The organism is Streptomyces sp. NPDC046900, from assembly GCF_040644975.1.
Taxonomy (GTDB): domain Bacteria; phylum Actinomycetota; class Actinomycetes; order Streptomycetales; family Streptomycetaceae; genus Streptomyces.
In genome coordinates this window covers 1-13,134 of the sequence record NZ_JBEYXD010000146.1, presented here as the reverse complement: position 1 = coordinate 13,134, position 13,134 = coordinate 1, and the positions used below count along the sequence as shown (strand labels likewise).

Annotated in this window: 9 protein-coding genes; all 9 read left to right on the top strand. The window is 69.4% G+C overall.

Annotation, left to right across the window (positions count from 1 at the left end; translation table 11 throughout):
• Positions 1–187 precede the first annotated feature (187 nt).
• The 9 genes from ABZ904_RS48335 (at position 188) to ABZ904_RS48295 (ending at position 13,015) form a co-directional block, all read left to right on the top strand.
• The gene (locus tag ABZ904_RS48335) at positions 188–1,339 is read left to right on the top strand and encodes a winged helix DNA-binding domain-containing protein (protein WP_361001112.1); all 1,152 of its coding nucleotides are present in this window, start codon (positions 188–190) and stop codon (positions 1,337–1,339) included.
• 75 nt (positions 1,340–1,414) lie between these two features.
• Positions 1,415–2,413 (top strand): LacI family DNA-binding transcriptional regulator, encoded by a 999-nt coding sequence (locus ABZ904_RS48330; protein WP_361001108.1) that lies wholly within the window; start codon positions 1,415–1,417, stop codon positions 2,411–2,413.
• 110 nt (positions 2,414–2,523) lie between these two features.
• Positions 2,524–3,870 (top strand): sugar ABC transporter substrate-binding protein, encoded by a 1,347-nt coding sequence (locus ABZ904_RS48325; RefSeq protein WP_361830522.1) that lies wholly within the window; start codon positions 2,524–2,526, stop codon positions 3,868–3,870.
• A gap of 5 nt (positions 3,871–3,875) precedes the next feature.
• A complete protein-coding gene (locus ABZ904_RS48320; protein ID WP_361830520.1) occupies positions 3,876–4,832 on the top strand; it encodes a sugar ABC transporter permease in 957 nt (318 codons plus the stop codon).
• On the top strand, positions 4,829–5,704 hold the full coding sequence (locus tag ABZ904_RS48315) for a carbohydrate ABC transporter permease (protein WP_361830518.1): 876 nt from the start codon (positions 4,829–4,831) through the stop codon (positions 5,702–5,704). The genes ABZ904_RS48320 and ABZ904_RS48315 overlap by 4 nt, the downstream gene beginning before the upstream one ends.
• A 36-nt stretch (positions 5,705–5,740) precedes the next feature.
• Positions 5,741–7,348 carry a glycoside hydrolase family 13 protein gene (locus ABZ904_RS48310; RefSeq protein ID WP_361830516.1) on the top strand — a complete coding sequence of 536 codons (1,608 nt, stop codon included), beginning with the start codon at positions 5,741–5,743 and terminating at the stop codon, positions 7,346–7,348.
• Positions 7,349–7,402: 54 nt separating this feature from the next.
• Positions 7,403–9,580, top strand: coding sequence for a discoidin domain-containing protein (locus tag ABZ904_RS48305; RefSeq protein WP_361830514.1), 2,178 nt, complete (start codon positions 7,403–7,405; stop codon positions 9,578–9,580).
• A 378-nt stretch (positions 9,581–9,958) separates the two neighbouring features.
• Positions 9,959–12,010: a phosphocholine-specific phospholipase C gene (locus tag ABZ904_RS48300; protein WP_361001091.1), complete on the top strand. Its 2,052-nt coding sequence runs from the start codon at positions 9,959–9,961 to the stop codon at positions 12,008–12,010.
• Positions 12,011–12,151: 141 nt separating this feature from the next.
• Positions 12,152–13,015 (top strand): phospholipid scramblase-related protein, encoded by an 864-nt coding sequence (locus ABZ904_RS48295; protein WP_361001088.1) that lies wholly within the window; start codon positions 12,152–12,154, stop codon positions 13,013–13,015.
• The last annotated feature ends 119 nt before the right edge of the window (positions 13,016–13,134 follow it).

Here is a 13,134-nt window from a genome sequence, read left to right as displayed (position 1 = left end):
ATGCCGTTGCCGGCGTCGCGGCGCTCCACAACCTGAAGCTCGACATCAGGTAAATCAAGCCCCAGCAGCGGCGATCATGCGCCGCCCCACATTACCGGATATCTCTTATCCACCCGGCCTTGGGACCGGGGCCGGACCACGGGGGCGGCCCCGCGACCTTGGAGCGGTTCGCGGCACAATCCCGGTCATGCAGCTCACCCCACGCGAACTCAACCGGGCCACACTCGCCCGCCAACTGCTGCTGCGGCGGGAGTCCCTGACCGCCGCCGACGCGGTGCGCCGTGTCGTGGCGTTCCAGGCACAGCACCCGGCCTCGCCGTACCTGGCGTTGTGGAACCGGCTCAGCGGGTTCGCCCCGGCCGACCTGGACGCCGCCTTCACCGGCGGTGAGGTCATCAAGGCGACCCTGATGCGGATCACGCCGCACGCGGTCCACGTGGACGACTATCCGGTCTTCCGCGCGGCGATGCAGCCCACGCTGTACGCGTCCCGGCTCGGCTACCGTTTCGCGGCGGCGGGGCTCACCCCTGCGGACGCGGGCGAACTGGTGCCGGAACTGGTGGAGTTCGCCGACCGCCCGCGAACGGCCACCGAGCTGGAGGAGTGGCTCGAGCGGCGGCTGGGCGCCGAGAAGCGGGCCGGAGCCTGGTGGGGGCTGCGGTCGTACGCGCCGCTGTGGCACGTCCCGGACGGTGGGCCGTGGGTATTCGGCGCCCGGCCGTCGTACGTCGCGTCGCGGGCGGCCTTCACGCCCACGGGGCGGCAGACGGATCCGAAGGCCGTGCAGGCCCTCGTCCTGCGGTACCTGGCCGGGTTCGGGCCCGCGTCGGTGGCGGACGTGGCGCAGTTCGCGATGGTGCAGCGGGCCCACGTCCGCGAGGCGCTGCGCGCCCTCGACGGCGCTGTCGAGCGGATCCAGGGACCGGGCGGTACGCCCCTGTTCGACATACCCGGCGCTCCGCGCCCGTCCGCGGACACACCCGCCCCACCGCGCCTGATGGCCATGTGGGACAGCGTCCTGCTGGCCTACGCCGACCGGGGCCGGGTGATTCCCGAGGACTACCGCCCGCTGGTGACCCGGAGGAACGGCGACGTGCTGCCGACGCTGCTGGTGGACGGCCATGTCGCCGGCGTGTGGCGCCCGGTCGAGGGCGGTATCGAGGCGACGGCCTTCCACGAACTGTCGCCCGAGGCCTGGGACGGACTCGCCGCGGAGGCCCGGGCCCTGACGACGTTGCTGGCGGATCGCGAACCACTCGTCTACAGCCGGTACGGCCACTGGTGGGACAAGCTCCCCGACGCCCGGGTGCGGATACTCCCGGCCCCTGCCGTCTCCTGAAGAGAGCACGGGCCATCGGATCCTGCTCTCGCGATCGCGCAAGCAGTTTGCATTTCTTGCGCTATTCTTGCACACATGACGCGACGACTTGCTGAAGTGGCGAAGAAGGTCGGGGTCAGCGAGGCCACGGTCAGCCGGGTGCTCAACGGCAAGCCCGGAGTCTCCGAAGCCACCCGGCAGGCGGTGCTGTCCGCCCTCGACGTCCTCGGGTACGAACGGCCCACCCAGCTGCGCGGTGAGCGGGCGCGGCTGGTGGGGCTGGTCCTCCCGGAGTTGCAGAACCCCATCTTCCCCGCGTTCGCCGAGGTCATCGGTGGCGCGCTCGCCCAGCTCGGACTGACCCCCGTGCTGTGCACGCAGACCAAGGGCGGCGTCTCCGAGGCCGACTACGTCGCGCTGCTGCTGCAACAGCAGGTCTCCGGCGTCGTCTTCGCCGGCGGTCTGTACGCGCAGGCCGACGCCCCGCACGACCACTACCGGGTGCTCGCCGAGCGGAACATCCCGGTGGTCCTGGTCAACGCGGCCATCGAGCACCTCGGGTTCCCGGGCGTCTCCTGCGACGACGCCGTCGCCGTCGAACAGGCCTGGCGGCACCTCGCCTCGCTGGGGCACGAGCGCATCGGGCTGGTGCTCGGACCGGGCGATCATGTGCCCTCGGCCCGCAAGCTCGCGGCGGCCCGGGCGATCGCCGGCCACTTGCCCGACGAGCACGTCGCGCGGGCCATGTTCTCGATCGAGGGCGGTCACGCGGCGGCGTCCAAGCTCATCGACCGAGGGGTCACCGGGTTCATCTGCGCCAGCGATCCGCTCGCGCTGGGGGTGGTGCGGGCCGCCCGCCGCAGGGGACTCGACGTTCCGTCGCAGATATCCGTCGTGGGCTACGACGACTCGGCCCTCATGAACTGCACGGAACCGCCCCTCACCACCGTCCGCCAGCCCATCGAGTCGATGGGGAAGGCCGCGGTCGAGTTGCTGAACGCGCAGATCGGAGGCAGTTCCGTACCGGCCGACGAGCTGCTGTTCGAGCCCGAACTGGTGGTCAGGGGGTCGACCGCGCAAGCGCCTCGTCTCTGAGATCCGGTGTACTGTCAAATAATTTCAGATTCTGCGTGACATCTTGCGGCTTGCTGTTGTCGGTGCTTGAGTGTGCGGCGCCGACCGCTCCTGCCCAAAGGGGTCCACCGATGAGAAGCACCGGGTTCCGCCGTACCTTCGTCGCGCTCAGCGTCTGCTCCCTCGCCCTCGCCGCATCCGCCTGCGGCTCCGAGGACGACTCGGCGAGCGGCAAGACGCGCATCACCGTCAACTGCGAGCCGCCCAAGAGCGCCAAGGTCGACCGCGGGTTCTTCGAGCAGGACATCGCCGCCTTCGAGAAGAAGAACGCGGACATCGACGTCGTGGCCCATGACGCGTTCCCCTGCCAGGACCCCAAGACCTTCGACGCCAAGCTCGCCGGCGGTCAGATGGAGGACGTGTTCTACACGTACTTCACGGACGTGAAGCACGTCGTCGACACCGGTCAGGCGGCCGATCTGACTTCGTACGTCAAGGAGTTGAAGAGCTACGACACCGTCCAGCAGCAGCTGCGCGACATCTACACCGTCGACGGCAAGATCTACGGCATCCCGCGCACCGGCTACTCGATGGGGCTCATCTACAACAAGCAGCTCTTCCAGAAGGCCGGTCTCGACCCCGAGAAGCCCCCGGCCACCTGGGAGGAGGTCCGCGCCGACGCCAAGAAGATCGCCGCGCTCGGCAACGGAACCGTGGGCTACGCCGACTACAGCGCGCAGAACCAGGGCGGCTGGCACTTCACGGCCGAGCTGTACTCGCAGGGCGGGGACGTCGTCAGCACCGACGGCAAGAAGGCCACCATCGACACTCCCGAAGGCCACGCGGTGCTGCAGAACCTGCACGACATGCGCTGGACCGACAACTCCATGGGCAGCAAGCAGCTCCTCGTCATCAACGACGTACAGCAGCTGATGGGCTCCGGGAAGCTCGGCATGTACCTCTCCGCCCCCGACAACATCCCGATCCTGGTGAAGGAGAAGGGCGGCAACTACAACGACCTCGCCATCGCCCCGATGCCCGGCGGCAAGGGCACGCTGATCGGCGGCGACGGCTACATGTTCAACAAGAAGGACACTCCGGCCCAGATCCGGGCCGGCCTCAAGTGGCTGGACCACATGTTCCTCACCCCGGGCAAGGGCTTCCTCGGTGACTACGCCCGGGCCAAGAAGAACAACGCCCCCGTCGGCCTGCCCGAGCCGCGGCTGTTCACCGGCGCCGCCGACGCCAAGGACCAGGAGGCCAAGAAGGCCAACGCCAACGTCCCGGTGGAGAACTACCAGTCCTTCCTCGACGGCAACCACTCCCTCCAGCTGAAGATCGAGCCGCCGAACGCCCAGCAGATCTACTCCGTTCTCGACGGTGCCGTCTCCGCGGTGCTCACCAAGAAGGACGCGGACATCGACCAGCTGCTGAAGGACGCCTCCGGCAAGATCGACAACATCCTCGTCCGGAGCTGACACCGATGACCGAGACGGCAGCACGGCGGCCCCCGCAGGCGGTCGCCGTCCGCCCGGTGCAGGCGCCGCCCACGGGAGGGGGGCGTGCGCGGCGCCGCGTCGCCGACCAGGCCCGCGCCTACGCCTTCCTCCTCGGCGGCCTGCTCTGCTTCGCCCTGTTCTCCTGGTACCCGGCGATCCGCGCGGTCGTGATCGCCTTCCAGAAGTACACGCCGGGCTCCGCGCCCGAGTGGGTGGGCACGGCCAACTTCACCCGGGTCCTGCACGACCCGGAGTTCGCCGCGGCCTGGCGCAACACGCTCACCTTCACACTGCTGGCCCTGCTGATCGGTTTCGCGGTCCCCTTTCTGCTGGCCCTCGTCCTCAACGAACTCAGGCATGCGAAGGCCTTCTTCCGGGTCGTGGTGTACTTGCCGGTGATGATCCCGCCGGTGGTCAGCGCCCTGCTGTGGAAGTGGTTCTACGACCCCGGTGCCGGGCTCGCGAACGAGGCGCTGCGCTTTCTGCACCTGCCCACCTCGAACTGGACCAACGGCGCCGACACCGCGCTGGTCTCCCTGGTCCTCGTGGCGACCTGGGCCAACATGGGCGGCACCGTACTGATCTACCTCGCGGCGCTGCAGGGCATCCCGGGCGAGCTGTACGAGGCGGCCGAACTGGACGGGGCCAACCTGCTGCAGCGCGTCCGGCACGTGACGATCCCGCAGACCAGATTCGTCATCCTCATGCTGATGCTGCTGCAGATCATCGCGACGATGCAGGTCTTCACCGAGCCGTTCGTGATCACCGGAGGCGGCCCGGAGAACGCGACCGTCACCGTGCTCTACCTCATCTACAAGTACGCCTTCCTCTACAACGACTTCGGCGGGGCCTGCGCGTTGAGCGTCATGCTCCTCGTGCTCCTCGGCGCGTTCTCCGCCGTCTACCTGTGGCTCACCCGCTCCAGGGAGGGGGACGCATGAGCACCCGCACACTCGTCTCGCCGGCCGTCCTGGCCCGCCCGCGCGGCAAGGCCGTGTACTGGACCGTCTTCACCGCCGTCGTCGTGCTGTTCGCGCTCGCCTTCCTGTTCCCCGTGTACTGGATGGTGACCGGCGCGATGAAGTCACCGGACGAGGTGGCCAGGACCCCGCCCACGCTCATCCCCGAGCAGTGGCACCTGACCGGCTACACCGACGCCTGGGACCTGATGCAGCTGCCCGAGCATCTGTGGAACACGGTGGTGCAGGCGGCCGGCGCCTGGCTCTTCCAGCTGGTGTTCTGCACGGCCGCCGCCTACGCCCTGTCCAAGCTGCGGCCCGCCTTCGGCAAGGTGATCCTCGGTGGCATCCTCGCCACCCTGATGGTCCCGGCCCAGGCGCTGGTGGTGCCCAAATACCTGACGGTGGCCGACCTGCCGCTGATCCACACCAGCCTGCTCAACGACCCCCTCGGGATCTGGCTGCCGGCGGTCGCCAACGCCTTCAACCTCTACCTCCTCAAGCGGTTCTTCGACCAGCTCCCGCGGGACGTCCTGGAGGCGGCCGAGATCGACGGTGCCGGCAAGCTGCGCATCCTGTGGTCGATCGTGCTGCCGATGTCGCGGCCCGTCCTCGGCGTGGTGTCGATCTTCGCGCTGGTCGCCGTCTGGCAGGACTTCCTGTGGCCACTGATGGTCTTCTCCGACACCGACAAGCAGCCCATCAGCGTGGCCCTGGTCCAGCTGTCGCAGAACATCCAGCTGACCGTGCTCGTCGCCGCGATGGTGATCGCCAGCATCCCCATGGTCGCGCTGTTCCTCGTCTTCCAGCGCCACATCATCGCCGGAATCAGCGCGGGCAGCACGAAGGGCTGACACCGCCCTCCTCCCCGAGACAGAAAGGCAAGCACAGTGGGACAGCCCATCCCTGCCCGGAAAGACAAGGACTGGTGGCGCTCCGCCGTCATCTACCAGGTGTACGTCCGCAGCTTCGCGGACGGCGACGGGGACGGCACCGGAGACCTCGCGGGCGTCCGCGCGAGGCTGCCGTACCTCGCCGAACTCGGTGTGGACGCGCTGTGGTTCAACCCCTGGTACCTGTCACCGATGAAGGACGGCGGCTACGACGTCGCCGACTACCGTGCCATCGACCCCGCCTTCGGCACGCTCGCCGAGGCCGAGAAACTGATCGCCGAGGCGCGGGAACTGGGCCTGCGCACCATTGTCGACATCGTGCCCAACCACGTCTCCGACCAGCACGCGTGGTTCCAGGCAGCCCTCGCCGCGGGACCCGGCAGCCCGGAGCGCGCACTCTTCCACTTCCGGCGAGGACGCGGCGCGGACGGCGAACTCCCGCCCAACGACTGGCCGTCCCAGTTCGTCGGCTCCACCGAGCCCGTGTGGACCCGGCTGCCCGACGGCGACTGGTACCTGCACCTGTTCACACCCGAGCAGCCGGATCTCAACTGGGCCCACCCGGCCGTCCGCCAGGAGCACGAGGACATCCTGCGCTTCTGGTTCGAGCGCGGCGTCGCGGGCGTGCGCATCGACTCGGCGGCCCTGCTCGCCAAGGACCCCGCGCTGCCGGACTTCGTCGAGGGCAGGGATCCCAACCCCCTCGTCGACCGCGACGAACTCCACGACATCTACCGCTCCTGGCGGGCCGTGGCCGACGACTACGACGGAGTCTTCGTGGGCGAGGTGTGGCTGCCGGACGCCGAGCGCTTCGCCCGCTACCTCCGCCCCGACGAGCTGCACACGGCGTTCAACTTCTCCTTCCTGTCCTGCCCCTGGGACGCGGCGCGGCTGCGTACGTCGATCGACACGACACTCGCGGAGCACGCCCCGGTGGGCGCTCCCGCCACCTGGGTGCTGTGCAACCACGACGTGACCCGCACGGTCACCCGCTACGGACGCGCGGACACCGGCTTCGACTTCTCCACCAAGGCCTTCGGCACCCCCACCGACCTCGCCCTCGGTACCCGCCGGGCGCGGGCCGCGGCGCTGCTGTCCCTGGCCCTGCCCGGCGCGGTCTACGTCTACCAGGGCGAGGAACTCGGGCTGCCCGAGGCCGACGTCCCCGTGGACCGCATCCAGGACCCGATGTACTTCCGTTCGGGCGGCACCGCACCGGGCCGTGACGGCTGCCGGGTCCCGCTGCCCTGGGCGGCCGAGGCGCCGTACGCCGGTTTCGGCTCCCGCGAGGAGCCGTGGCTGCCGCAGCCGGCCGACTGGGCGACGTACGCCGCCGACTTGCAGGACCGGGACCCCGGCTCGATGCTCGCCCTCTACCGCGAGGCGATCCGCCTGCGCCCCGTGTTCGGGGACGGTCCGCTGACCTGGCTGCCCGCCCCCGAGGGCGTCCTCGCCTTCCGGCGCGCGGACGGGGTGATCTGCATGGTGAACCTCGCCGCCACGCCCGCCGAACTGCCTCCCCACTCCCGACCCCTGCTGACCAGCGGCCCCCTGGACGACCGGGGCCGCCTGCCGCAGGACACGGCGGCCTGGCTGCGCGCCTGAGACCGCCTGACGCACCGCGCTATCCCACCACCCCCACAATGAAGGGATCAGCACATGCACGGGCACACACGCAGTTCTGTCAGGCGCATGCCAGCGATCGGGGCGGTCGTCGCCCTGGCCGCAGGCATGCTCGCCACCCTCGGCACCCCCGCCGCCCATGCCGCGGGCGCCACCCTGCCCTTCACCTCGGTGGAGGCCGAGTCGGCCACCACCACCGGCACCAGGATCGGCCCGGACTACACCCAGGGCACCCTCGCCTCCGAGGCCTCCGGGCGTCAGGCCGTACGCCTCGGCGCCGGACAGCGCGTCGAGTTCACCGTGCCACGCGCGGCCAACGCGGTGAACGTCGCCTACAGCGTCCCCGACGGCCAGTCCGGCACGCTGAACGTGTACGTCAACGGAACCAGGCTGTCGAAGGCCCTCGCGGTCACCTCCAAGTACTCGTACATCGACACGGGGTGGATCCCCGGCTCGAAGACCCACCACTTCTTCGACAACGCCAGGCTGCTGCTCGGGCAGAACGTGCAGGCGGGCGACAGAATCGCCTTCGAGTCCACCGGCACGCAGGTCTCGGTGGACGTCGCCGACTTCGAGCAGGTCCCGGCGGCCGCCGCCCAGCCGGCCGGATCGGTCTCCGTCACATCCAAGGGCGCCGACCCCAGCGGACAGGGCGACTCCACCCAGGCGTTCCGGGACGCCATCGCCGCCGCCCAGGGCGGAGTGGTCTGGATCCCGCCGGGCGACTACCGGCTCACCTCCTCGCTCAGCGGCGTGCAGAACGTGACCCTCCAGGGCGCGGGCAGCTGGTACTCCGTCGTGCACACCTCCCGCTTCATCGACCAGTCCGGATCCTCCGGGAACGTTCACATCAAGGACTTCGCGGTCCTCGGCGAGGTCACCGAGCGCGTGGACTCCAGCCCCGACAACTTCGTCAACGGCTCGCTCGGTCCGAACTCGAGCGTTTCGGGCATGTGGATCCAGCACCTGAAGGTCGGCCTCTGGCTGACCGGCAACAACGACAACCTTGTCGTGGAGAACAACCGCATCCTCGACACCACCGCGGACGGTCTCAACCTCAACGGCACCGCCAAGGGCGTGCGCGTCCGCAACAACTTCCTGCGCAACCAGGGCGACGACTCGCTCGCCATGTGGTCGCTGTACTCGCCCGACACCGACAGCAGCTTCGAGAACAACACCATCTCGCAGCCGAACCTCGCCAACGGCATCGCCATCTACGGCGGTACCGACATCACTGTCAGGAACAATCTGATCTCCGACACCAACGCCCTGGGCAGCGGTATCGCCATCTCCAACCAGAAGTTCCTGGACCCCTTCAACCCGCTGGCCGGCACGATCACGGTCGACGGCAACACGCTGGTCCGCACCGGGGCCATGAACCCCAACTGGAACCACCCCATGAGCGCGCTGCGCGTCGACTCCTACGACAGCGCCATCAACGCCGCCGTCAGCATCACCAACACGACGATCACCGACAGCCCCTACAGCGCCTTCGAGTTCGTCTCCGGCGGCGGACAGGGCTACCCGGTCAGGAACGTCACCGTGGACGGCGCGACCGTGCGCAACACCGGCACGGTGGTCGTGCAGGCCGAGGCCCAGGGCGCCGCGACCTTCCGCAACGTGACCGCCACCGGCGTGGGCTCGGCGGGCATCTACAACTGCCCCTATCCGTCCGGCTCCGGCGCCTTCGCGCTCACCGACGGCGGCGGGAACTCCGGCTGGAGCAGCACCTGGTCGGACTGCTCGACCTGGCCCCAGCCCGGTCAGGGCAACCCGCCTCCGGACCCGGACCGCAACCTCGCCAAGGGCCGTCCGGCCACCGCGACCGGCTCGCAGGACGTCTACACCCCGGGCAAGGCCGTCGACGGGGACGCGAACAGCTACTGGGAGTCCACCAACAACGCCTTCCCGCAGTCCTGGACGGTCGACCTCGGCTCCACCCAGGCCGTGCGCCGGCTGGTGCTGAAGCTGCCGCCGTCCCCGGCCTGGGGTGCGCGCACCCAGATCATCACGGTGCTGGGCGGCACCGACGGCTCGAACTTCTCGACGGTGGCCGGCTCGCAGGGCTACCGCTTCGACCCGGCGACCGGCAACACCGCGATGGTCGCCCTGCCCGCCGGCACGAATCTGCGCTACCTGAGGCTGACCGTCAGTGCCAACACCGGCTGGCCCGCCGGTCAGTTCAGTGAGGTGGAGGCGTACTCGGCCTCGTGACCACCGTGACCCCGCGCCGCGCCACTCCGGCCCCCTCGTACCCATGGGGCCGGAGCCGGCATCGGCGCGGGGTCACCCGGTTGTGCCGGGCGCTCCTCGGGGCCGCTCCGACCACCAACGGCGAGGGCTCACAGCCGGAACAGGGCCGGAACCTCTCCGGACAAGTAGCCGGCACGGGTGCGTGCTGGCATGCGTTTGACCTGCGCTTACGTGTGCTCCGGCCGTTGATGCTGTGCACAAGAAAACCACATGTACCGGCGACCTTCACGTCGGCGCCATCGGACCCTTCCTTGACGTTTGCTGCCCTTGGAACACTCGCTGCGCGCACGTTTCCTCATGTTCCAGCCATCCGCACCCAGGATGAGAGGTCCCGCAGTCATGTCCGAAGTCAATCGGCGCCGATTCCTCCAACTCGCGGGCGGTACTGCCGCTTTCACCGCGCTCTCCAGCAGCATCGAGCGTGCTGCCGCCCTTCCCGCGCACCACCGCTCGGGCACCATCGAGGATGTCGAGCACATCGTCGTCCTGATGCAGGAGAACCGCTCTTTCGACCACTACTTCGGCACGCTCAGAGGTGTGCGCGGGTTCGGCGACCCGCACCCGGTGACCCTCCAGAACGGCAAGTCGGTCTGGCACCAGTCGGACGGCACGAAGGACGTCCTCCCCTTCCGCCCCGACGCCGACGACCTGGGCCTGGCGTTCATCCAGGACCTCCCGCACGGCTGGAACGACGGCCACGCCGCCTTCAACGGGGGCAAGTACGACAAGTGGGTGCCCGCCAAGTCCTCGACGACGATGGCATACCTGACGCGCAAGGACATACCCTTCCACTACGCGCTCGCCGACGCCTTCACCATCTGCGACGCGTACCACTGCTCGTTCATCGGCTCCACCGACCCGAACCGCTACTACATGTGGACGGGTTACACGGGCAACGACGGCAAGGGCGGCGGCCCGGTCCTCGGCAACGACGAGGCCGGTTACAGCTGGACCACCTACCCCGAGCGCCTGGAGAAGGCCGGGGTCTCCTGGAAGATCTACCAGGACGTCGGCGACGGCCTGGACGCCAACGGCTCCTGGGGCTGGATCCCGGACGCCTACCGCGGGAACTACGGCGACAACTCACTGCTCTACTTCAAGCAGTACCAGAACGCGCAGCCCGGCGACCCGCTGTACGACAAGGCCCGCACCGGCACCGACGCTCGCAAGGGCGAGGGCTTCTTCGACCAGCTCAAGGCGGACGTCAAGGGCGGCAAGCTGCCGCAGATCTCCTGGATCGTCGCCCCCGAGGCCTTCACCGAGCACCCCAACTGGCCCGCGAACTACGGCGCCTGGTACGTCTCCCAGGTCCTCGACGCGCTCACCTCCGACCCGAAGGTGTGGGCGAAGACGGCCCTGTTCATCACGTACGACGAGAACGACGGCTTCTTCGACCACCTGGTCCCGCCGTTCCCGCCGGCCTCCGCCGCGCAGGGCAAGACCACGGTCGACGCCGGCCCGGACCTCCTCAAGGGCGACGCCGGCCATGTCGCCGGTCCGTACGGCCTCGGCCAGCGCGTGCCCATGCTCGTGGTCTCGCCTTGGAGCAAGGGCGGCTACGTCTGCTCCGAGACCTTCGACCACACGTCCATCGTCCGGTTCATGGAGAGCCGCTTCGGCGTGTACGAGCCGAACATCTCGCCCTGGCGGCGCTCGGTCTGCGGCGACCTGACCTCCGCGTTCGACTTCTCGCACCAGGACGCCAAGCCGGTGTCGCTCCCGGCCACCGACGGCTACGAGCCGCCGGACCACGACCGTCACCCCGACTTCGTGCCGACCCCGCCCGCCAACCCCGCCCTGCCCAAGCAGGAGCGCGGTCTGCGGCCCACCCGCCCGCTGAAGTACGTGCCCGCCGTGAACGGTTCGGCGGACGCCGCGGCCGGTACGTTCACGCTCACCTTCGCCTCCGGGGCGCACGCCGGTGCCGCGTTCCTCGTCACCTCCGGCAACCGCACCGACGGCCCCTGGACCTACACCACCGAGGTCGGCAAGACCGTGTCGGACACCTGGAACTCGGTGTACTCGAACGGCTCCTACGACCTGACCGTGCACGGCCCGAACGGCTTCCTGCGCGTCTTCAAGGGCCCCGGCAAGCAGGCCGGACCCGAGGTCACCGCGCGGCCCACCGGCGACGACATCGAGCTGACCTTCACCAACAAGGGCTCCGGTACGGTCAAGCTCAAGGTCACCAGCGCCTACGGCGGTGCCGCCAAGACGGTCACGGTCCGCAGCGGTGCCACCCTGCGGTACACCGTCGACCTGGGCGCGAGCAAGCGGTGGTACGACCTCACCGTGACCTCCGACGCCGCCCCGTCCTTCCTGCGGCGGCTCGCGGGACACGTCGAGAACGGCCGGCCGGGCATGAGCGACCCGGCGATCGTCACGAAGTGACCTCTGCTCGGACGGTGCCGGGGCCGGCGACGGCCCCGGCACCGTCCGCTCGGCACGCCTGCCGAGCGAAGCCGTACGGGCGGTGAGTCCCGTATCACGGGGGCTGGCCAGACACCGGTGCGGTCGGGGTAGTGTGCCCGGGTGACCACGCAATCGAACACTCCTGCAGGCTGGTACCCGGACCCGCACGGCGCGCCCCGCACTCTGCGGTACTGGGACGGCGCCCAGTGGACCGAGCACACCCACGCGGACCAGCAGGGCCAGGCTTCGGCCCAGGTGCCGCAGCAGGGGATGCCCGGCGGCCAGCCGCAGCAGGCGTACGGTCAGCAGGCGGCGGGGCCCGATCCGCGCGTCCAGCGTCAGGTGCAGCAGCAGGCGGGTGTCGCCCCGAGCGGTACCGGCGGCGGCACGCTGTTCACCGAACCGGTGCTGGTCGTGAACCAGAAGGCCAAGCTGATCGAGCTGACGAACGAGTACAGCGTCTTCGACCAGCACGGCAATCAGATCGGTTCGGTCACCGAGGTCGGGCAGAGCGCGCTGAAGAAGGTGCTGCGCTTCGTCTCCAGCGTCGACCAGTTCCTGACGCACAAGCTGGAGATCCGCGACGCCCACGGGCAGCCGCAGCTGGTGCTGATCCGGCCTGCGAAGTTCTTCAAGTCGCGGGTCGTCGTGGAGCGTCCGGACGGACAGCCCGTGGGCGAGATCGTCCAGCAGAACATGATCGGCAAGATCAACTTCGCGATGAACGTCAACGGCCAGAAGGTCGGGGCGATCAAGGCGGAGAACTGGCGCGCCTGGAACTTCGCCATCGTCGACCACGCCGAGAACGAGGTCGCCCGGATCACGAAGACCTGGGAGGGACTGGCGAAGACGATGTTCACGACCGCGGACAACTACGTCCTGCAGGTCCACTACCAGCTGCCCGAGCCGCTGCTGAGCCTGGTCGTGGCCACGGCGCTGACCGTGGACACGGCGCTCAAGCAGGACTCCCGGGGCTTCGGCTGAGCCTCGTCGGGACTCCGCAGAACGAAGACGGCGGCCGGCGCGTGCATCCACGCCCCCGCCCGCGCACGGTAGGTGACAGCCCCGGGAGGTGGTGACGGGGGAGGGCCGGCCGCGGAGGG

Coding starts and splice junctions, on each gene's coding strand:
- ABZ904_RS48325 (WP_361830522.1), top strand. CDS start 2,524: ATGAGAAGCACCGGGTTCCGCCGTACCTTCGTCGCGCTCAGCGTCTGC.
- ABZ904_RS48300 (WP_361001091.1), top strand. CDS start 9,959: ATGTCCGAAGTCAATCGGCGCCGATTCCTCCAACTCGCGGGCGGTACT.
- ABZ904_RS48315 (WP_361830518.1), top strand. CDS start 4,829: ATGAGCACCCGCACACTCGTCTCGCCGGCCGTCCTGGCCCGCCCGCGC.
- ABZ904_RS48320 (WP_361830520.1), top strand. CDS start 3,876: ATGACCGAGACGGCAGCACGGCGGCCCCCGCAGGCGGTCGCCGTCCGC.
- ABZ904_RS48305 (WP_361830514.1), top strand. CDS start 7,403: ATGCACGGGCACACACGCAGTTCTGTCAGGCGCATGCCAGCGATCGGG.
- ABZ904_RS48335 (WP_361001112.1), top strand. CDS start 188: ATGCAGCTCACCCCACGCGAACTCAACCGGGCCACACTCGCCCGCCAA.
- ABZ904_RS48330 (WP_361001108.1), top strand. CDS start 1,415: ATGACGCGACGACTTGCTGAAGTGGCGAAGAAGGTCGGGGTCAGCGAG.